This is a genomic window from Enterococcus sp. AZ040, assembly GCF_050499185.1.
Lineage (GTDB): Bacteria > Bacillota > Bacilli > Lactobacillales > Enterococcaceae > Enterococcus_D > Enterococcus_D entomosocium.
Genome location: NZ_JBMHEW010000001.1, coordinates 1131515 through 1151100, shown reverse-complemented (window position 1 = coordinate 1151100; position 19586 = coordinate 1131515). Strand labels below are relative to the sequence as shown.

Sequence of the window (19586 nt, the reverse complement as noted above, 5' to 3'; positions counted from 1 at the left end):
AAAAAATCATGTTCACCCGATCAACAATTGATTTGCTTGTGCGTCTTATTTTTAAAAGAAGAAACGTTGGATATCATTCCAGGTAACGAGAACCATCAGCAGCATCAAAAACCCAAACCCAATCAGGGTAATGATGCCTTCTTTTTCTTGACTGATTGGCTTGCCTCGCACACCTTCTAAAATATTTAAAACCAGTTTCCCACCATCTAATCCAGGAATCGGCAATAAATTAAAGATCCCCAAATTGATGGAAATCATCGCCATCATGGCGATCACCGTTGTGACACCTTGCGATGCGGCTTGAGAAGACAGTTGGAAAATCGCTACCGGTCCGCCCAATTTATTGATATCTGGTTGGGCGATCAAGTTGCCGACTGCTCTAAAAATAACCAGCGAATTGTCAATGGTCGTTTGTAAGCCACCCAGTAAGATGTCTCCGATCCCAGTTTTTAACGAAGCCGTGATCCCTAAGAAACCGATCGTGGTCTCCCCTGATTCTTGACTCGCAGGAGTTGCTGTCAAAGCAAGTGTTTCCGCTCCTCGTTTGACTTCTAGAGTAATCTTAGTAGCTGGGTACTTTTGGATCTCTGTCGTCAATTCTGACCAGTTGGAAACATCGACGCCTTCAACTGCTAGGATTTCGTCGCCATTTTGCAGCCCGGCTTCAGCTGCCGGGGTTCCTGCTTCGATTCCTGTCACGACGGTTGCATCTTGATTCGCGACACCACCTTGCGCAAACACCAACCCAGTGAATAAAACCAAGGATAAAATAAAGTTATTCATCGGTCCTGCAAAATTCGTCAGCATTCGTTGCCACAGCTTTGCAGACTGGAATTGAACGTCTTTTGGTGCGATCCGAACTTCAACGCCATCTTCATGAATGATCGTTGCGTCATGATCCACAGCGTACGTAACCGCTTCTTGTTCATTGCCGTTGATGAAGCCAGTGATCGTCAACTTCTCCTCCAAGTCAAAGTCGGTCACTTCCATGGGGATCGCTTGCGGCAATTGGATCTTTTTGCTTGTATTGATTTTGATGACTTTGCCAGTTGCATCTTGAACCAAGGAGACTGGCATGCCAGGCGTTAATTCAGTCTCATCTTCGCCCCAGCCTGCCATTTGGACATACCCGCCTAATGGCAGCATCCGAATCGTGTAGGTCGTCCCATCTTTCGCTTGATGCGCGAACAATTTAGGCCCCATACCGATGGCAAACTCTCTTACTAAAATACCTGCCCGTTTTGCAAAGAAGTAGTGTCCAAATTCGTGAATCACTACCACCACGGAAAAGATAATGATAAATACAAGTATCGTTTTCATGCTCGTTCCTCTCTTTCACAGCATCCCTCTCATTCAGGGCAGCCTTTCCTTATTTTATCACACCGGTTCCCGTTGAGGAACTCACATTCCCGTTGTAACAAGAATTTAAAAAAAGAAGCGCAAGCCAAGCCTGCACTTCTTAAAAATTTTCTAAAAGACACCGAATAAATACATGATTGGAAACACAAACAACATGCTGTCGAAGCGATCTAAGATTCCTCCGTGACCTGGCAGGATATTCCCTGAATCCTTCACGCCATAGTGACGTTTGATCGCGGATTCCACTAAATCACCAAATTGCCCAGCGATCGAAAAGAGGACCGTCAATAAAATCATGATGGCACTACCGTGTCCAAAATAATCTTTCCCAGGAAATGCTAATAGATACAAACCAGCTACGACCACCGCAGCAGCAATCCCGCCTAGGGCCCCTTCGATGGTTTTATTAGGAGAAATCTCCGGCCATAATTTTCGTTGGCCGTAACGCCGTCCCACCATGTAAGCCCCAATATCCGTTGCCCACACGATAAACAGCCCGAAAACTAAAACAACTAATCCATCCGTTGCTGACCGTGCCGTCAAGAAACGTTCAAACCCGACACCGGTATATAAGCTAACGATCACCGGAAACCCAGCTTCATCGATGGTATACGTATTTTTCGAAATAACCGCGATCCCTAGTAACAAAAGAACGATCACATAGTACAAGGCACTTTTATCTGTCCCCTCTGGCAAAAAGAAAAACCAGCGTTCTTGAGGCAAAACTAAGATCACCGCTCCGAGGATTGAAAGAATTCCTTCAAAACTGAAAATAGCTAGTCCTTTCATCCGAAATAATTCATAAACACCAATTCCTGCCATTGCTGCTGCCAGCAATTCGACGGCAATACCGCCAACATAAATAATTGGCAGGAAAAAGGCTAATGCGACGACCGCAGTGATTACACGTTGTCTCACTCTTCTTCCTCCTCTGTTTTCAAACCGCCAAAACGCCGGTTTCGTTGTTGAAAGCTCCCAATCGCGTCCTCTAATAACGCAGCATCGAAATCAGGCCAGAGCGCCTTCGTAAAGAATAACTCGCTGTATGCAATCTGCCATAACAAGAAATTACTGACACGTTCCTCACCACTCGTTCGAATCACCAATTCAGGATCCCGCAAAGGGCTTGGTAAAAAACCAGTCATCAAATGCGTCCCCAGCATGTCTTCCGTGAGCTCTGGTAGGGCTTCGCCGGAAGCCGAGAGTTCTTCATAAAGCGCTTGGACAGCTGTCAAAATTTCTGCGCGGCTGCCATAATTCAAAGCAAAATTCAAGATCATTCCCGTATTGTCTTTGGTTTGGTCGATCGCTCGCTTGACCGCTTCTTGCGTGTGTAGGGGTAAAGAATCCGTGAACCCCATCACTTTGACTTGAACATTTTCTTTGATTAGTTCAGGAACAAAGGTGTCGAAAAAGTCGACTGGTAGTTGCATCAAAAAGTCTACTTCCTCATTCGGCCGCTTCCAATTCTCTGTCGAAAATGCATAAAGCGTCAATACCTTCACACCTAAGTGTGAAGCGTGTTTCGTGATTTTCTTTACCGTCTCCATGCCTTCTTTGTGGCCAGCTACTCTTGGCAAGCGCCGATTTTGCGCCCATCTGCCGTTACCATCCATAATGATTGCGATGTGTTGGGGAATCGGCAGTGATGGATCAAATTCATGTTCAGCCGCTTCTTTGATATATTTGTCTTTTTGTGGAAAAAAACGCAGCATCGTATTCGCTCCTCTTCCAATTCTTGAAATTCATCTTTTACATTATAACAATAATCAGATTTCTTGCCTATGAAAACCAAGAAAAGATTTCCATATTAAGAAAAAACAAAAAAACAGCTGTCATATTCAAGTACATGAGATAGTTTCGCCCATAAAAAAAGAGCCGCTGAAGCGACTCTTCGTCATTCCTTTTAAACTTCAAGTAATTCTTGTTCTTTTTCAGCTGCGATGGCATCGATTTCTTTGATGCTGTTATCTGTAGCAGTCTGCACTTCTTTTTCAGATTCCCGCAAATCATCTTCTGTGATGTCGCCAGCTTTTTCTTGTTTCTTGTAAGCTTCCATGGCATCCCGACGAATGTTACGGACGGCGATTTTCGCATTTTCAGCTTCTTTTTTCACGTCTTTTGCTAATTCTTTACGGCGTTCTTCCGTTAATTGAGGAATCACCAAACGAATCACTGTTCCGTCATTGGCAGGCGTGATACCAATATCACTTTGCATGATGGCTTTTTCAACTTCTTGGATCATTGTTTTGTCAAAAGGTGTGATCATCAAAATTCTTGCTTCTGGAATCGTAATTGAAGCCATTTGGTTCAAGGGTGTTGGTACACCATAGTAAGTAACCATTACGCGGTCTAAGATGCTCGCGTTCGCGCGGCCAGCACGGATTTGTCCTAGTTCCCGCTGCAAGTTTTCTGCTGCTTTTTTCATTTTGTCTTTTGCTTCTGTTAAAATTTTGTCAGCCATGTTATTTCCCCCTTACTGTCGTTCCAATATGTTCACCTAAAATGGCGCGGCGAATGTTTCCATGCTCATTCAAGTTGAATACGACTAATGGAATATCGTTGTCCATACTTAATGAACTTGCGGTTGAATCCATTACTTGCAATCCTTTGGAAATGACTTCTAAATGAGTCAATTCTTCAAATTTCACAGCACTTTGATCCGTTTTAGGATCTGCTGAGTAGACGCCATCAACATTGTTTTTTGCCATCAAAATGACATCGGCGTTGATTTCAGCTGCCCGTAAGGCTGCGGTCGTATCAGTTGAGAAATAAGGATTCCCGGTTCCGCCAGCAAAAATGACGACCCGTCCTTTTTCTAAGTGGCGTTCTGCTCTACGACGAATATAAGGCTCAGCGATTTGACGCATCTCGATTGAAGTTTGGACACGCGTTGGTACACCAGCGTTTTCTAGTGTATCTTGTAATGCTAAAGCATTCATCACAGTTGCTAGCATGCCCATGTAATCAGCTTGGGCTCTTTCCATCCCCATTTGCGCACCGATTTGTCCACGCCAAATGTTTCCGCCGCCGACTACGATCGCCATCTGTACACCTAATTCGTGGACTTCCTTGATCTCTTTAACGATCTCCTGGATGGTCGGTGGTTTGATCCCAAAGCCTTCGTCACCCGCTAATGCTTCACCACTTAATTTTAATACAACACGTTGATATTTTGGTTTGCCCATCATGATTCCTCCGTACATTCTCCAATACTATTGTAGCATATTGGTGCTCTTTCGTTGAAAATTATCTACACTATTTCTTCAAAAACCGTTTTTGCTTAAAAAAAGGGAGCGCACTTCCATGCGTTCCCATCTGTTCGAGGAACAGAATTATTTTTTCACTTGGCTCATTACTTCTTCAACGAAGTTGTCTTCGCGTTTTTCGATACCTTCGCCGACTTCAAAGCGGACAAAAGATTTCACAGTTGCGCCTTTTGATGCAACATATTTTTCAACTGTCATATCTGGGTCTTTAACGAATGGTTGGTCAACCAAAGCGATTTCTGCTTTAAATTTCTTCAAGCGTCCTTCAACCATTTTTTCAACGATGTTCGCTGGTTTGCCTTCGTTCAATGCTTGTTCTGTCAAGACTTGTTTTTCATGATCCAATTCTTCTTGAGAGATTTGTGCTTCGTTCACGTAGCGAGGGTTGATCGCTGCAACGTGCATTGCAACATCTTTCGCAACTGATTCGTCAGTTGTTCCTTCAAGAACAGTCAACACCGCAATACGTCCGCCCATGTGTAGGTAACCGCCGAAAGCAGCATTGTCATCTTTTTCAACAACTTCAAAACGACGGAAGCTGATTTTTTCTCCGATTACTTGTGTTGCTTCGATCAACGCAGCATCCATTGTGCCTTTAGAGGTTTCTAATTTTAAAGCAGCATCCATATCAGCTGGTTTGTTCGCTGCGATTACTTCAGCGATTTCTTTTACTAAGTCTTGGAACATTTCGTTTTTAGAAACGAAGTCAGTTTCTGAGTTCACTTCAACGATTGCTGCTGTGTTGCCGTTGATTGCTACAGATGCTAAACCTTCAGCAGCAATACGGTCGTTTTTCTTCGCAGCTTTTGCCATACCTTTTTCACGTAATAAGTCAACGGCTTTTTCGATGTCGCCTTCTACTTCAACTAATGCACGTTTTGCGTCCATCATTCCTACACCAGTCATATCGCGTAATTCTTTTACTAATTTAGCTGTTACTTCTGCCATTTTTTGTTTCCTCCTAAATGTTTTTAAACAAGATTGCTTGTCTTTAAAAAAAGCTGTTTCAAAGGAGAGTGAGGCTTGGCGCCTAGCCTTTGAAACAGCTCCATCATTTATTATTCAGCTGATGCGTTGTCGCCTTCGACAACATCAACGATTTCTTCGATTGAAGTTGCGTTTTCTGTTGATTCAGCAGCAAAATCTTCTTCTGCTACTTGGTCTTCGCCTTGGTTACCTTCGATGAAAGCATCTGCCATTTTCGCAGTGATCAATTTAACGGCACGAATAGCGTCATCATTTGATGGGATAACAACATCGATTTCGTCTGGATCACAGTTTGTATCGACCATCGCTACGATCGGGATATTTAATTTGCGTGCTTCTTGGATCGCGATACGTTCTTTACGTGGGTCAACAACGTACATTACATCTGGAATTCTTGGCATATCAGCAATACCGCCTAAGAATTTTTCAAGACGTTCGCGCTCTTTGTTCAAGCCAACGACTTCTTTTTTAGGAAGAACAGCAAATGTACCATCTTCTTCCATTTTGTTGATTTGTTTCAAACGAGCAACACGTTTTTGGATTGTTTCCCAGTTTGTCAATGTTCCACCTAACCAACGATGGTTAACATAGTATTGACCTGAACGGATTGCTTCTTCTTTGATTGCTTCTTGTGCTTGTTTTTTAGTACCTACGAACAATGCAACGCCGCCTTCTTCAGCAACATTTTTCATGTAGTCGTAAGCTGCGTCTACTAATTTCACTGTTTTTTGCAAATCAATGATGTAGATGCCGTTTCTTTCTGTGAAGATATATTTCTTCATTTTTGGGTTCCAGCGACGAGTTTGGTGACCAAAGTGTACGCCGGCTTCTAGTAATTGTTTCATTGAGATTACTGCCATGTTGTGTTTCCTCCAATTTGGTTTTTTATTTTCCTCTCTTGCTCTTTTACTCCTTGAAGAACTGAATCGATCAGCACCGCTTCGCAGATGGAACAAGATGTGGGATTGACGTGAAAAACTCACGCCTTAAACAGTATACAGTAGCTAAAAAAGAAATGCAACTGATTCAAATGAAAAACTACGATTCGCGATCCAGCTTTTTTTAACACTCTAAATCTTTTCTTATAATATATAGGTTTTTTCGGCGTTATCTGCTATGATAAGGCTGACTTAATCAATCATGCTTAAAGGAGTTTACCTATGCGAAAAGCTGATCGCCATTTACTTATTAGACAAATCATTACTGAACATACTGTACGCACGCAAGAAGAATTATTGCATCAATTGGAAGCCCAAGGCGTCTCCGCCACGCAAGCGACTATTTCTCGCGATATTCGTGATTTGAAAATCGTGAAAGTGCCCGATGAGTCAGGTCAGACAAAGTTTGTCATTTTTCAAGGAATGCAAGCTTCTGAGGATGAAAAAGAAGAAGAGCAGCGTTTGATACAGATGATCGAAGACGTTGTCACTAAAGTAGATCGTGTGCAATTCATGACCTTGATCCATACCGTTGCGGACAATGCGCCTTTGCTTTCGGCAGCGATCGATGAAGTGACCATGCCAGAAAAAGTTTGCTCGTTGGCGGGCTTTGATACAGTAGCGGTGATTTCCCGCAGCGACGAAGACGCTGAAACTTTTTATCAATTTATCAGAAACCACGCGGTCTTATAGCGCAAAAACAGCTATAGGATCTAGCTGCATTCTTCACTACAAAAAAGCTGTGCCCTTGTCGAAACAAGTGACACAGCTTTTTTTGTTACATTTTGTCAGGTGCATGTAAACCAAGCAACCGTAAATCTTCTTTCAATAGAGTAGTTACTGCATAAACCAGAGCCAGACGTGCGTCTTTTTCCGTATCTTCGGCTAAGATTTTGACATTGGCATAATACTTGTTAAAGGCTTGTGCCAACTTGATGGCATGTTTGGCAATGACGGATGGTTCATATTTTTCCGCCGCTTGCATGACCGTTTCTGGGTAGCGCTGAATCAATTTGATAACTTCCCAGCTCTCAGCGTCTGCCAACGCCAGACTGCTGACAGCAGCGGGATCAAAGTTGGCTTTTTCAAGAATGCTCATGGCACGGGCATGAGAGTATTGCACGTATGGTCCGGTCTCTCCTTCAAAACGGACGACTTCTTCTAGCGTAAAGTCGAAATTATTCAAACGGTCATTTTTCAAATCGTGGAAAACGACTGCCCCGACACCGACTTGTTTTGCTACTTCTTCTTTGTTTTCAAGTGTTGGGTTCTTTTCAGTGATTTGTTCTTTCGCTGAATCGATCGCTTCATTCAATACTTCTTCCAAAAGAACAATCTTGCCTTTTCTTGTAGACAGTTTTTTCCCATCTTTGGTGATCAACCCAAATGGTACGTGGGTCATATCATCTGCCCACTCAAAGCCCATTTCCTTCAAAACAGCTTTTAATTGTTTGAAGTGATAACTTTGTTCATTCCCTACCACGTACAATGATTTTGCAAAATTGTAGGTCCGTTTGCGGTAAAGCGCTGCAGCCATATCCCGTGTGATGTAAAGGGTCGCACCATCGGACTTACGGATCAACGCCGGATTTAAGTCATAGGCAGCCAAATCAACGATTTCTGCCCCTTGGTCTTCTTTTAGCAAGTGTTTTTCTTCTAATAATTCCACGACTTCTGTCATTTTATCATTATAGAAAGCTTCGCCATTCAATGAATCAAAGGAAACTTCCAACATATCATAGATTTTATTGAATTCTTTTAATGATTCATCACGGAACCATTGCCACAAATCCATTGCTTCTTGGTCACCATCTTCTAGTTTCTTGAACCAAGCTCTCGCATCATCTTCTAATTGCTTATCTGTCTCGGCTGCTTCATGAAAATCAACATACAAACGTAATAGTTCGTTGATTGGTTCCGCTTTGACCGCTTCTTCTGACCCCCACTTCTTATAGGCAACGATCAATTTCCCAAATTGTGTGCCCCAGTCGCCTAAATGGTTGATGCGAATTGGCTGATAACCGATTTTTTCTAAAATAAAGCCGATCGAGTTACCAATCACAGTGGAACGCAAATGCCCCATTGAGATGGGTTTGGCAATATTTGGTGAAGACATATCGATCGGTACTGCTTGCTGATTGCCGATGGTTTGATCGCCAAAATGATTTTTTTCTTTGAGAACCAGCTCTAAGACATGGGCAGAGATTGCTTTTTTATCCATAAAGAAGTTTAAATACGGACCGACCACTTCAATTTTTTCAAAAGACGCTTGATCGATTCTTTCTGCTAAGTCTGTGGCAATTTGCTGCGGCGCTTTCCGATAGACTTTTGCTAGCGAGAAGGCTGGGAATGCCACATCCCCATGGTCGGCTGACTTTGGATTTTCCAGTAATTGCTGAACTTGTTCGATCGATAGATCTTCTTTTACTACTTGATGGATCGCTTGTGCGACGATTTCTTTGTTATTCATAGTATCCCTCCTATAATGACTGAACCCATTTTTTGATGAAACGTTGTTTGAAGCAAGCAAACAGTTGTATGTTTTTCATGCAAGAAATGATTGATAAAAACAAAAAAGCCTCTAGCGCATAACTTGCACTAGAGACGAGATTTCCCGCGGTACCACTCTGATTGTCCTTTTCGGACCCACTTTTTTCTGATAACGGCAGAATTCCGTTTGCTTAGCAAATTCTCACAAGTGCGTTTCACAATCTGATCAATTCGGCTTCCACCACCCCGAACTCGCTAACTGATACTCGAATCGCTACTTCTCTTGTTTCATCAAATCAAGGCTATTTACTTCCCAGAAAGTATAGCAAAGAAATGTTTGTTTGGCTAGCGAGATTCTGGCATTTTTCAAAAATTTTATTTTTATACTTTAGGAATAAATAGATCCCCGGCAGTCACTGCCATGATCGCTTTGATTGAGTGCAAACGATTTTCGGCTTGATCAAATTGACGAGCATACTTGCTACGAAAGACCTCGTCAGTGACTTCCATCTCAGAAATCCCATACGCCTGCGCTGCTTTTTTGCCATAAATAGTTTGTTCATCATGAAAAGCCGGTAAACAGTGCATAAAAATCACTTGGTCATTTTGCGTTTTTTCCATCAACGATTGGTTTACTTGATAAGGCAGCAGCTGTTCGATCCGCTCTTGAAATTTTTCTTCTTCGCCCATTGAAACCCAAACATCGGTATACACGACATCAGCGCCTAAAACACCTTGATCCACGTCATCCGTCACCAGGATCTTTGCGCCAGAGTGCTGAGCATAGGCTTGTGCTTGTTCGATAATGTTTGCTTCTGGCTGCAAGGCCTTTGGGGTGACGACATGAATATTGACCCCTAAAATCGCACTCGTCACTAACAAAGAATTGGCGACATTGTTGCGCCCATCCCCACAGTATGCGATGGTCAAGCCAGTCAGTTCACCGAAGTTTTCTTGAATGGTTAAAAAGTCAGCGATCATTTGTGTTGGATGCCAGTCATCCGTTAAGCCATTCCAAACAGGTACGCCTGAATAGTTGGCCAGATCTTCGACGACCTGTTGGCTAAAGCCGCGAAACTCGATCCCGTCAAACATGCGGCCGAATACTTTGGCGGTATCTTCAACGGATTCTTTAGACCCCAACTGAATATCATTGGCCCCTAAAAATTCCGGATGCGCCCCCAAATCCACCGCTGCAACTGTAAAGGCTGCTCGCGTCCGTGTCGAATTCTTTTCAAATAAAAGTGCAATATTTTTTCCTTCTAAGTAGCGATGTGGTTGATTGTTGGCTTTCATCCCTTTTAAGTGCTGGGAAAAATCAATTAAATATTGCAGTTCTTCTTTTGTGAAATCTTTCTCTGCTAAAAAACTGCGTCCTTTAAAAACTGATGTCATTGCATACCCGCCTCTCAAATAATTAATAAATATACATCAGAATATCAAACAATGAAATATAATACAACTATATCTTCTGTTTGCTCATAAATGAAACAAAAAAAACACCTAAGAACGGATCTTAGGTGCAATCATCTTAAGAAATCCTATGGGCAAAGCTGACACTTGGATCAGCATTCAATGAAAGGTCTGCTAGGTGCTGCTTTTTCAACGCAACATGGGCATAGGCACCAATCATGGCCGCATTATCTCCGCAAAGGCGCAACGGTGGAATCAACAGTTCTACCTCCGGCAATTCCTGCATTGCTTTTTGTAAAGCGTCACGCAAGCCTTGATTCGCGGCGACCCCGCCAGCGACGATCAGTTGTTTTACTGGATAGGCTTGGCATGCCCGCACTGTTTTGTGAACCAATACTTCGACTACGCTGGCCTGAAAACTGGCTGCTAGATTTTCTACTGACAATGCTTCCTCTCTTTGCTGTGCATTATGCACAAAGTTGATAAAGGAACTCTTCAAGCCACTGAAACTAAAATCAAAATTATCTTCTTGCATCATTGCTCGAGGAAAGTGATACGTATCACTACCTAGATGGGCAAGGCGATCAATTTCTTTCCCACTAGGATAAGGCAAACCGAGAACTCGACCGACTTTGTCATAGGCTTCACCAGCGGCATCATCTCTCGTTTCTCCGATGATCTCAAAAGAGCCATCTTCTGCCATATACACCAATTCGGTGTGGCCACCGCTGACCAATAATGCCATTAAAGGAAAAACCAATGGCTTCACTAGGCGAGCTGCATAAATATGTCCTGCCATGTGATTGACTGGAATCAGCGGTAAGCTGTGGGCCCACGCAAAGGCTTTTGCTGCAGAAAGCCCAATCAACAGTGCCCCAACCAACCCTGGACCATAGGTAGCAGCAACAGCTGACAACTCTTCTGGTTGTGTGTTGGCTTGGGTCAATGCTTCGTCGATGCACAAAGTAATCTGTTCGACATGGTGACGACTAGCGACTTCTGGTACGACACCGCCGAAGCGCTGGTGGCTCTTGATCTGCGAAGCAACAATGTTACTTAAAATGGTGTCGCCGTTTTTAATCACTGCCACACTGGTTTCATCACAACTGCTTTCAATGGCTAAAATCAATTCATTCATTTGATTTTTTTCCGCCTACTTTCTTTTCCATAATCAACGCATCCTCTTCAGGATGACTGTAATATTTTTTTCTACGACCGATGACCGTATAGCCCATGCGCAAATAAAGGGCCTGTGCTTGTAAATTCGACACACGTACTTCAAGATAGATCCGCCGACCATCGGTTTGTTCCACGAGCGATTCCATTTGTTTCAACAATTCTTTCGCCAAACCATGCCCTTGATATGCTGGTAAAACCGCTACATTAAACAGCTCTGCTTCATCCAGCACTTGCTGAAAACAGAGAAACCCAATCAGCTCTTGGTTGGTTTTTCCATAACGAAACAAATAGCGACTGTTGCTGTTTTGCAAATCTTGCTGAAATTGCTGCAAATTCCAAGGCGAGCCAAAGGGATAGCTCTGATCCGCCAATGACCAGAGCATTTGCGGTGTCGGGATCGTTTGATCTGCTTGTTCGTTAGTCATTTAAAAATTTCACCATATCCAATGCGTCTTCATTGCCTTCAGTGTAATACGCCGTTTTGATCGCCTGTGAAACAAACCCGAGGGTCCGATACAAACGTTGCGCATCACGATTGCCCAGGCGAACTTCTAATGTCAAACGGTCGCATTTGTTTTTCCTTGCATAACGTTCCATCTCTCCTATCAAGAAAGAACCGATCCCTTTTCCTTGATAATCAGGAATGATCGCGATATTGGTGATATGGGCATCAGCGCCTAAAATCCGCACCCCGATAAACCCAATCATCCGTTCATTATGCAAGATGCCCAAATAAAGATGTTTGACCCGTGAATAAAGTTCTGACAAAAAGGCGCTCTTGGTCCAAGGCAGTTCCCCAGCATACACGAGACGCTCCACCTGCAGCAGCTCTTTAATGTCATCACCGACTAATTCACGAACAACATACGTTTCCCCTCGTATCTCTTTTTTACGCTCTGGATATTGAATCTGACGGAAAAGAGCCAACTTTCCCGTCATCGTTTTAAATTTTTTCAACATAGGCATCCACTCCCGGTTCATGCGAGGCTAACCATTTTTCTTCGGCTTCAACTAATTTTAAGTAGTCCGGTACAAAATCATGGATCGAAGCCACCGGCGCTTCTTCTTTCGCAATAGCAGCTAAAACAACGCCATTCGGGTAATTCCATAACGACACTTGATTGATATGGGCTGTCGGCAGTTCCGCCTCGATCATGTCCTTAAATTTGACGGTATCGGCGCCGACAAATAGGACTTCTTGACCATCGACTGCTTTTAGCTGGGTCAATAACTCAGACAGTGAGATATGCTGATCTTTGATCCTTGTTTCTAAGGTACCATTATGCCATTGGTAGGCACCTGCGTAGACATTTTGACGGCGAGCGTCAAACAACGGGACGATCACTTGCGATACGCCCACGCAATTGGCAGCGACTGCTTTCAAACTAGAAACACCAATCAGCGGGATGTTCAATGTTTGTGCCAGCGTTTTTGCTGTTGTGACACCGATGCGCAAACCCGTATACGAGCCAGGACCTTTCGCAACAACAATTTGCTCCAGCTCTTTAGGGGCCATCCCCACCGCCTGCATCAATCCATCAATGGCAGGCATCAATGCTGTGCTGTGGTTTTTGATCGCCATCGTCTGGCTTTGTCCCAACACTTCTTGACCATCGACCACCGCAACCGCCAGTGTCTGGTTTGAGGTATCAATCGCTAATGTTTTCATCTATCTTCTCCCCATTCAAAAAACTCTCTCATATTCTACCATATTCTAATCAAATGCCCAACCAAGTCTCCAAAAAGATGCCTGCGTTTAGAAAAAAAGCAATAGGACAACAATACCCGAACCTTTGAAAAAAGCAAGCACGGCTGCAGTTGCAAACCAGCGGGGCTGTTTAAAGGTTCGGGTAAGGCGATATTCATTTTTTTTTAATCCATTAAAACTCAGTTGACGTGTGTAACGACATCCTTCGGTGATTCAACTGGTTGCTAGGAAGATTGGCGCGTAATCAGCTCCGTTGCGATCGTAACTTTGCGAGGAACGGGTGCTGCATTCGTAATGATATCCAGCAAGGTCGTCACTGCCAGCTCCCCCAGCCATTCCGTATGAACTTTGATGGTTGACAGAGTCGGAAAGACGTACTTTGCGACACTGACATCATTGAAGCCGATAATTGCGATCTCATCTGGAATCTTGATGTTTTTTTCTTGCAAAGCACGCATAGCGCCAATCGCTAAGGCATCACTGGAAGCAAATAAGGCACTTGGCAACTCTTTGTTTTGCTGCAAATACTCTTTCATCGCCTCATAACCGCCCTCTACTGTAAACGGTGCGCTGAGATGATATTGCGGGTGGTGCAACTTCAACCGACGAAGCCGTTCCTCAAAAATCCGGCGCCGAGGGTCTTCGATTTCTTGGTGATGGTCCTTGGTAAACTCAACGCCTGATAACAAGCCGATCCTTTGGTGGCCTTTTGCAATAAAGTCATCGATCACTAAATCGACCGCTTGTTGAAAGTCCACCACCAGAGAATTGACGCCCTGGGCCAATGCGTCAAAATCGACCATCAACAAATTGGATTGGCTTTTTTTCAATTGACGAATCTGGTGATCATCGAATTTCCCTAGCGCGATCGTTCCATCGACGGCGGTATCAGACAATCCTTCATAGGGTTCTTTCAGCAAACGGATCCCTAATTCTTCGGTTTTGTTTTCAATCCCGATACGGATCGCTAAATAGTAAAGATCCGCTAATTCTTCCTCGGTATCAAACCATTGGATCAAGCGCATACTACTGGTTTCTGGCTGACTCTTTTTTTTATGTTTTGTGTAATTGAGTGCTTCTGCGGCTTTAAAAATTTTCTCTTTGGTTTCAGAACTGACCGATAATTCTGAATCGTAATTCAGCACCCGTGATACAGTGGCTGGCGAGACGCCAGCCTGTTGTGCAATATCTTTAATCGTTGCCATCTTCCAGCCTCCTTTTTTTGCGGGGAACTTTTTTATAAAGTAGCTATAAAGCGAGCAAAGGCCGCTTGCCCTGTCTGGTCTCGTTTAAAGACGCCTGCATGCGTCAATACTTGTGTAAAGACTTCTCCTAATGCATTGCGCAAAATCTGCGACACGTTTTCGGCATTGCATTCTGGGTGCTGGGCTTTGATCGCATCTGCCCACGGTATATGGTAAGCCGCGATCTGATTGGGCTGATCCAATAGATAAGCAGTCACTTCTTCTAGTTCCGGAGCTAAACGCGGTGGGAGAACTGCCAAACCCATGACTTCAATCAATCCGATATTTTCTTTTTTGATATGCTGCACTTCTTGATGTGGATGAAAAATGCCGTCAGGATGTTCTTTGGAAACATTATTATCCCGCAAGACTAAGTCCATTTCAAACAGCTCTCCTTGCTTGCGGGCGATCGGTGTCACTGTATGATGAGCCGTCCCATCTTCTGAAAAAGCATGGATCGAAACACTTGGATCTGAGTACTGTTGCCATTGGGCTAACACGTATTGGCAAGCGGCGGCTAATTTTTGTTTGTTTTTCGCTTGTAATCGTATCACCGACATTGGCCACTTCACGATCCCCGCAGCTACATCAGGAAACCCAGTCAAAGAAAAGTGTTGTTCGATTGGCGCTTTTGCCATGGCAAACGTATGCCGCCCTCCTTGGTAATGGTCATGGGACAAGATCGAACCCCCGACGATCGGCAGATCGGCATTGGACCCGACAAAATAATGCGGCATCACTTCAATGATCTGCAACAAGCGAGCGAAGGTTTGCAAATTGATTTTCATAGGCCGATGGTCTAAAGAAAGAAAAATCGAATGCTCATTGTAATAGGCGTAAGGAGAATATTGGAAGCCCCACGCTTCATTATCCAAATTCATACGAATGATCCGATGATTGGTCCGCGCTGGGTAATTGACCCTTCCTTGGTAGCCTTCATTTTCCAAACACAACATACATTTCGGATAATCTACAGAAGCAGCGGTACCTTCTTGGGCAATTTGCTTCGGATCTTTTTCAGGTTTTGATAAATTGATCGTGATCTCGATCTCCCCATACTCCGTATCAACAGGAAAGACGATATTTTTAGCGATGGCCCGAGTCTTGATGTAATCATTTTGACGGCACAGCTCAAAGAAATAATCCGTCGCTTCTTTAGGGTCATTGGCATAATGTTGCGCAAAAAAAGCATTGACTACTGAAGGTGGTGGCGTCAAAAAGTCCATCAACTGTGCTTCAAAGATTTCTCTTTCTGCGTGAGAATCGCCAATTTGCTGATTGCTCAATGCACATGCCACCAGTTCGTCCATCATTTCAATCGAGGAACGAGCAACAGAACGAATTTCGCTGGGCTCAAAAACAGCTTCCCCGATCATGGCTAGTACTCGGTTTTGCAAATAAATACGATCCATTTCCATCCAGCCGCCAGCCTTGATTGCTAAAGTGACGAAATCGCTGATTGTTTGGCTGATCGTCATTGGTTATTCCTCCTGCCCTTGATACCCATTTGGATGGCTGACATGCCAATTCCAAGCAGTCTCGATGATTGCTTCGACGTCGGTATAGACTGGTTTCCAGCCTAAAACCTTTCGTGCTTTTTCACTCGATGCCACTAAGGTACTTGGATCACCGGCACGGCGAGGCGCCACTCTGGCTGGGATCTCTTTTTTCGTTACATTGCGGGCCGCTTCCACCATTTCTTTCACAGAGTACCCATGATTGCTGCCTAAATTGAAGACATTGCTCTCACTGCCTTTTTGTAAATACTCTAATGCTAACAGGTGAGCAGCGATCAGATCTTCGACATGAACATAATCGCGGACACAAGTCCCATCTGGAGTATCGTAATCCTCCCCAAAAATCGCGACTTCTTTTCGTTGTCCTAAAGCAGCTTGCAAGATGATCGGTACTAAGTGTGTTTCTGGATCATGGTCTTCACCGATCGAAGCATCCGACTTCGCGCCAGCCACATTGAAATAACGCAATGCGACATACTTCATACCATAGGCTTCATCGCACCAACGCATCATTTTTTCCATGATCAACTTGCTTTCGCCATAAGGATTTTTAGGATTTGTTGGGGTTTCTTCCGTGATTGGACTATGATCAGGTTCCCCATAGGTTGCTGCTGTAGAAGAAAAGACAATATGTTTCACTTGATGTTCCTTCATCACTTCTAAGAGGACCTGCATCCCATACACATTATTGTTGAAATATTTCAATGGTTTTTCTACGGATTCGCCCACCAAAGAGCTAGCAGCAAAGTGAATCACGCCATCGATCGTTTCTTTTTCAAATACCGATTGTAAAAATGCTTTGTCGCGAATATCCCCTTCATAAAAGGTTGCTGCTGGATGGATCGCTTGGCGATGTCCTGTCAGCAAATTGTCAACGACAACGACTTGTTTTCCTTGTCCGATCAATTGATCGACTGCATGAGAACCGATATAGCCGGCTCCTCCTAATACTAAAATCGCCATATTTTCAGCCTTCTTTCTAAATTCCTTCATCATTTCTTATTCTACAGTTTTCGTGCACCATCATCAATACTTGCTTGATAAATGTCGGTTGCGTAGCCGATTTCTGCTAAATAGGTTGCTTTGACGGACGCTTCAAAATCAGCCCATTCACTTGCTTTGACCAATGCGATCCCGCAGCCGCCAAAGCCCGCACCAGTCATCCGCGCACCTAAAACAGCAGGATGCGCTTGAGCAGCTGCGACTAATGTATCTAGTTCACGCCCTGTCACTTCATAATCATCCCGCAATGAAGCATGCGAAGCATTTAACAACTGGCCGAATTCTTCAAGATCACCAGCAGTCAAAGCGGCTTTTGCTTTTAATGTCCGTTGGTTTTCCGTCACTGCATGTTTCGCCCGTTTGATCAAGCGTGGATCATCGATCAATGCTGTATTTGCAAAAAAGGTTGCTTCGTCCAATGCGCCCAATGAATCAACGGCTAATGATTTTTGCAAACGAGCTAATGCTTCTTCACATTCTGCACGTCGTTCATTGTATTTAGAATCAGCCAATTCGCGGCGCTTATTGGTATTCATGATCGCTACGACATAATCACCAAATGCCGCTGGTACGACTTCATAATTTAAAGTGTTCGTATCTAAAAGCAATGCATGGTCTTTTTGACCCATTCCGATCGCAAATTGATCCATGATCCCTGAGTTAACGCCAATAAACTCATTTTCGACTTTTTTGCCGATTTTAACTAAGTCCAAGGTCTTCAAAGTTAAATCAAAGAGATCTTTTAGACAAACCCCCGTCAGCAATTCAATCGATGCAGAAGAAGAAAGACCTGCGCCATTCGGAATGTTGCCATAAAAAGCGATGTCAAAGCCACGATCGATCCCTTGCCCCGCTTCTTTTAGGAAACGAACGACCCCTTTCGGATAGTTTGTCCAATCATCTTCTTTTCGGTAATCTAGTTCATCTAACTGAAAGGAGATCACGCCTTTTTCTGGAAAATTCTCTGAATAGAGTTGGATCAACTGGTCTTCACGTTTTCGTGCTACTGCATACGTGCCTAATGTGATTGCCGCCGGGAAAACATAACCGCCATTGTAATCTGTGTGTTCACCGATCAAGTTGATTCTCCCTGGCGCAAAATACATGCCTGTGCCTGCTGTTCCAAATTTATCAATAAATATCTGTTGCAATTGCTCCATTTTTCTCACTCCCACTTTCTTTTTAGTAAACTTATTGTAAATTATTTACTAAATTATTTCAAGCGTTTTCAATCCCAAAAGTGATTTTTTTTGATATTTTTTCCGTTTTCATTCATAATGAACCTATAACTAAAGGCGAGGTGTTTAATGATGAAACGATTTCTTTCAGGATTTTTAGTAGGAACAGTCGCAACGGTTGCTGCAGCTGCAAGTGTTGTTATGACGGTCAAGAAACAAGTGATTGATCCAATTGACGAACAACAAGCAGATCATGATGAAAAACGGAAACGCGCGATGCGTAAAAGCGTTGCCCGCTAATCATTTGCTACAAAAGAGCCGTCAGCCTTCAATAGGCTGGCGGCTCTTTTAGGTAATCATTCTGCCTTCTCCAGTAAGTCCTGCAAAATCACGGCTTGATTTTGTTCTTCATTTTTCGCTCCGTAAAGTAAGGTCACGGTCTGTTGTTCAGCAACCAACGCTTTTAACCGTGCCAAGGCATCTTTAGCTGGCGCTTTCTCTAATTCTTGTAGATAGCGGCCTTTAAACGCATCAAAACGTTCAGGATCATGCCCAAACCATTTGCGCAATTCAGTACTTGGTGCGACTGCTTTGAGCCATAGATCGATCTGGGCTGCCTCCTTTTTCATTCCTCTAGGCCAGATGCGATCCACCAATACCCGATAGCCATCTGTCGTTTCCGCCACTTCATAAATTCTTTTTCGCTTGATCAACGCACACTCTCCTTATCGATAGACCTAAGTTCTATAAATAAAGGCAAAAGTCCACAATGTAAATTGAACAATGACTTACTTGAAACACTCCGTTTGGTGTTTCGTCGCTCATTCAAATTTGCTTGTGTTCTTTTGCCTTAAGTTCTCTCTTTTATAAACTATTTTTCTTTTTCGTCTTGCCACTCCAGCCTTCATAACCTTCTTTTAGGATATAGACATTGGTAAAGCCTTCTTTTCGTAATTTATTTGCTGCGCGAATACTCAACGATTTACGCGTGTCATATAAGTAGATCGGTTGATCTTTACGAAATGCGCTGAAGGAATTGGTTAAAACAGTAAAGGGAATATTACGCGCCCCTAAAATATGCCCACTGTCAAATTCATTTTTTTCCCGAACGTCGATCACTTGGGCTTTCTTCATTCCTGCTTTAAATTCATCTTCTGAGATGATCGTTGCTGAACGGCGTCCCATAATTTGAAAATACGCCCAGTTCAAAGCGATTGCTAAGATTATTAATGCCAAAACCAAGTTTAGCCACATAATTGGTGTCATTTCTTCTATTCCTCTCTATTGTAACAAACATTCTTT

21 protein-coding genes and 1 other annotated feature are annotated in these 19586 nt (G+C 43.5%); of the genes, 2 read left to right on the top strand and 19 right to left on the bottom strand.

The annotated features are described in order from the left end of the window. Positions 1 to 51: 51 nt before the first annotated feature. The 7 genes from rseP to rpsB all read right to left on the bottom strand — a co-directional run bounded on the left by rseP (position 52) and on the right by rpsB (position 6475). Positions 52 to 1320, bottom strand: coding sequence for an RIP metalloprotease RseP (gene rseP / locus IGK63_RS05345; protein WP_016613169.1), 1269 nt, complete (start codon positions 1318 to 1320; stop codon positions 52 to 54). A 150-nt stretch (positions 1321 to 1470) separates the two neighbouring features. Beyond that, positions 1471 to 2277: a phosphatidate cytidylyltransferase gene (locus IGK63_RS05340; protein WP_016613168.1), complete on the bottom strand. Its 807-nt coding sequence runs from the start codon at positions 2275 to 2277 to the stop codon at positions 1471 to 1473. Continuing rightward, positions 2274 to 3074: an isoprenyl transferase gene (locus tag IGK63_RS05335; RefSeq protein WP_005236994.1), complete on the bottom strand. Its 801-nt coding sequence runs from the start codon at positions 3072 to 3074 to the stop codon at positions 2274 to 2276. The genes IGK63_RS05340 and IGK63_RS05335 overlap by 4 nt, the downstream gene beginning before the upstream one ends. Positions 3075 to 3265: 191 nt before the next feature. Further along, positions 3266 to 3823 (bottom strand): ribosome recycling factor, encoded by a 558-nt coding sequence (gene frr, locus IGK63_RS05330; protein ID WP_005229434.1) that lies wholly within the window; start codon positions 3821 to 3823, stop codon positions 3266 to 3268. A 1-nt stretch (position 3824) separates the two neighbouring features. Continuing rightward, positions 3825 to 4547, bottom strand: coding sequence for a UMP kinase (gene pyrH, locus IGK63_RS05325; RefSeq protein ID WP_005229433.1), 723 nt, complete (start codon positions 4545 to 4547; stop codon positions 3825 to 3827). A gap of 147 nt (positions 4548 to 4694) precedes the next feature. After that, positions 4695 to 5576, bottom strand: coding sequence for a translation elongation factor Ts (tsf, locus tag IGK63_RS05320; RefSeq protein ID WP_005229432.1), 882 nt, complete (start codon positions 5574 to 5576; stop codon positions 4695 to 4697). A gap of 110 nt (positions 5577 to 5686) precedes the next feature. Beyond that, positions 5687 to 6475, bottom strand: a complete 789-nt coding sequence (rpsB, locus tag IGK63_RS05315; protein WP_005229426.1) for a 30S ribosomal protein S2 — start codon at positions 6473 to 6475, stop codon at positions 5687 to 5689. Between the two features lie 300 nt (positions 6476 to 6775). On the opposite strand from rpsB, the gene IGK63_RS05310 reads away from it, so the two are divergent. After that, entirely contained in the window at positions 6776 to 7246 is a 471-nt protein-coding gene (locus IGK63_RS05310; RefSeq protein WP_016613165.1) for an arginine repressor, read from the top strand. 85 nt (positions 7247 to 7331) lie between these two features. Here the strand turns inward: IGK63_RS05310 and argS are convergent, their stop codons facing one another. The 10 genes from argS to IGK63_RS05260 form a co-directional block, all read right to left on the bottom strand. Beyond that, on the bottom strand, positions 7332 to 9023 hold the full coding sequence (gene argS / locus IGK63_RS05305) for an arginine--tRNA ligase (protein ID WP_016613164.1): 1692 nt from the start codon (positions 9021 to 9023) through the stop codon (positions 7332 to 7334). A 127-nt stretch (positions 9024 to 9150) separates the two neighbouring features. Continuing rightward, positions 9151 to 9344: a binding site (T-box leader), on the bottom strand. Positions 9345 to 9424: 80 nt separating this feature from the next. Further along, the gene (argF, locus tag IGK63_RS05300) at positions 9425 to 10438 is read right to left on the bottom strand and encodes an ornithine carbamoyltransferase (protein ID WP_005237003.1); all 1014 of its coding nucleotides are present in this window, start codon (positions 10436 to 10438) and stop codon (positions 9425 to 9427) included. 136 nt (positions 10439 to 10574) lie between these two features. Further along, on the bottom strand, positions 10575 to 11594 hold the full coding sequence (gene tsaD / locus IGK63_RS05295; protein ID WP_008381103.1) for a tRNA (adenosine(37)-N6)-threonylcarbamoyltransferase complex transferase subunit TsaD: 1020 nt from the start codon (positions 11592 to 11594) through the stop codon (positions 10575 to 10577). Continuing rightward, positions 11587 to 12060, bottom strand: coding sequence for a ribosomal protein S18-alanine N-acetyltransferase (gene rimI, locus IGK63_RS05290; RefSeq protein WP_016613163.1), 474 nt, complete (start codon positions 12058 to 12060; stop codon positions 11587 to 11589). The genes tsaD and rimI (IGK63_RS05290) overlap by 8 nt, the downstream gene beginning before the upstream one ends. Beyond that, positions 12053 to 12595 (bottom strand): ribosomal protein S18-alanine N-acetyltransferase, encoded by a 543-nt coding sequence (rimI, locus tag IGK63_RS05285; protein ID WP_008381099.1) that lies wholly within the window; start codon positions 12593 to 12595, stop codon positions 12053 to 12055. The genes rimI (IGK63_RS05290) and rimI (IGK63_RS05285) overlap by 8 nt, the downstream gene beginning before the upstream one ends. Next, the gene (gene tsaB / locus IGK63_RS05280; RefSeq protein WP_008381097.1) at positions 12579 to 13304 is read right to left on the bottom strand and encodes a tRNA (adenosine(37)-N6)-threonylcarbamoyltransferase complex dimerization subunit type 1 TsaB; all 726 of its coding nucleotides are present in this window, start codon (positions 13302 to 13304) and stop codon (positions 12579 to 12581) included. Before tsaB ends, rimI (IGK63_RS05285) begins: the two co-directional genes overlap by 17 nt. A 263-nt stretch (positions 13305 to 13567) precedes the next feature. Further along, positions 13568 to 14548 (bottom strand): LacI family DNA-binding transcriptional regulator, encoded by a 981-nt coding sequence (locus IGK63_RS05275; RefSeq protein WP_016613161.1) that lies wholly within the window; start codon positions 14546 to 14548, stop codon positions 13568 to 13570. 32 nt (positions 14549 to 14580) lie between these two features. Next, entirely contained in the window at positions 14581 to 16065 is a 1485-nt protein-coding gene (galT, locus tag IGK63_RS05270; RefSeq protein ID WP_016613160.1) for a UDP-glucose--hexose-1-phosphate uridylyltransferase, read from the bottom strand. A gap of 3 nt (positions 16066 to 16068) precedes the next feature. Next, positions 16069 to 17067, bottom strand: coding sequence for a UDP-glucose 4-epimerase GalE (gene galE / locus IGK63_RS05265; RefSeq protein ID WP_034872195.1), 999 nt, complete (start codon positions 17065 to 17067; stop codon positions 16069 to 16071). 41 nt (positions 17068 to 17108) lie between these two features. Beyond that, positions 17109 to 18266 (bottom strand): galactokinase, encoded by a 1158-nt coding sequence (locus IGK63_RS05260; RefSeq protein WP_008381089.1) that lies wholly within the window; start codon positions 18264 to 18266, stop codon positions 17109 to 17111. Positions 18267 to 18416: 150 nt separating this feature from the next. On the opposite strand from IGK63_RS05260, the gene IGK63_RS05255 reads away from it, so the two are divergent. After that, positions 18417 to 18584, top strand: a complete 168-nt coding sequence (locus IGK63_RS05255; protein WP_017144401.1) for a DUF3042 family protein — start codon at positions 18417 to 18419, stop codon at positions 18582 to 18584. Positions 18585 to 18640: 56 nt separating this feature from the next. On the opposite strand, the gene IGK63_RS05250 is transcribed toward IGK63_RS05255, so the two are convergent. Together IGK63_RS05250 and IGK63_RS05245 are read right to left on the bottom strand one after the other, a co-directional pair. Next, a complete protein-coding gene (locus IGK63_RS05250) occupies positions 18641 to 18997 on the bottom strand; it encodes a DUF488 domain-containing protein (protein ID WP_016613158.1) in 357 nt (118 codons plus the stop codon). A gap of 151 nt (positions 18998 to 19148) precedes the next feature. Continuing rightward, positions 19149 to 19550: a rhodanese-like domain-containing protein gene (locus IGK63_RS05245; RefSeq protein WP_016613157.1), complete on the bottom strand. Its 402-nt coding sequence runs from the start codon at positions 19548 to 19550 to the stop codon at positions 19149 to 19151. Between the last annotated feature and the right edge of the window lie 36 nt (positions 19551 to 19586).

Coding starts and splice junctions, on each gene's coding strand:
- rseP (WP_016613169.1), bottom strand. CDS start 1,320: ATGAAAACGATACTTGTATTTATCATTATCTTTTCCGTGGTGGTAGTG.
- IGK63_RS05335 (WP_005236994.1), bottom strand. CDS start 3,074: ATGCTGCGTTTTTTTCCACAAAAAGACAAATATATCAAAGAAGCGGCT.
- frr (WP_005229434.1), bottom strand. CDS start 3,823: ATGGCTGACAAAATTTTAACAGAAGCAAAAGACAAAATGAAAAAAGCA.
- pyrH (WP_005229433.1), bottom strand. CDS start 4,547: ATGGGCAAACCAAAATATCAACGTGTTGTATTAAAATTAAGTGGTGAA.
- tsf (WP_005229432.1), bottom strand. CDS start 5,576: ATGGCAGAAGTAACAGCTAAATTAGTAAAAGAATTACGCGATATGACT.
- rpsB (WP_005229426.1), bottom strand. CDS start 6,475: ATGGCAGTAATCTCAATGAAACAATTACTAGAAGCCGGCGTACACTTT.
- IGK63_RS05310 (WP_016613165.1), top strand. CDS start 6,776: ATGCGAAAAGCTGATCGCCATTTACTTATTAGACAAATCATTACTGAA.
- argS (WP_016613164.1), bottom strand. CDS start 9,023: ATGAATAACAAAGAAATCGTCGCACAAGCGATCCATCAAGTAGTAAAA.
- argF (WP_005237003.1), bottom strand. CDS start 10,438: ATGACATCAGTTTTTAAAGGACGCAGTTTTTTAGCAGAGAAAGATTTC.
- tsaD (WP_008381103.1), bottom strand. CDS start 11,594: ATGAATGAATTGATTTTAGCCATTGAAAGCAGTTGTGATGAAACCAGT.
- rimI (WP_016613163.1), bottom strand. CDS start 12,060: ATGACTAACGAACAAGCAGATCAAACGATCCCGACACCGCAAATGCTC.
- rimI (WP_008381099.1), bottom strand. CDS start 12,595: ATGTTGAAAAAATTTAAAACGATGACGGGAAAGTTGGCTCTTTTCCGT.
- tsaB (WP_008381097.1), bottom strand. CDS start 13,304: ATGAAAACATTAGCGATTGATACCTCAAACCAGACACTGGCGGTTGCG.
- IGK63_RS05275 (WP_016613161.1), bottom strand. CDS start 14,548: ATGGCAACGATTAAAGATATTGCACAACAGGCTGGCGTCTCGCCAGCC.
- galT (WP_016613160.1), bottom strand. CDS start 16,065: ATGACGATCAGCCAAACAATCAGCGATTTCGTCACTTTAGCAATCAAG.
- galE (WP_034872195.1), bottom strand. CDS start 17,067: ATGGCGATTTTAGTATTAGGAGGAGCCGGCTATATCGGTTCTCATGCA.
- IGK63_RS05260 (WP_008381089.1), bottom strand. CDS start 18,266: ATGGAGCAATTGCAACAGATATTTATTGATAAATTTGGAACAGCAGGC.
- IGK63_RS05255 (WP_017144401.1), top strand. CDS start 18,417: ATGAAACGATTTCTTTCAGGATTTTTAGTAGGAACAGTCGCAACGGTT.
- IGK63_RS05245 (WP_016613157.1), bottom strand. CDS start 19,550: ATGACACCAATTATGTGGCTAAACTTGGTTTTGGCATTAATAATCTTA.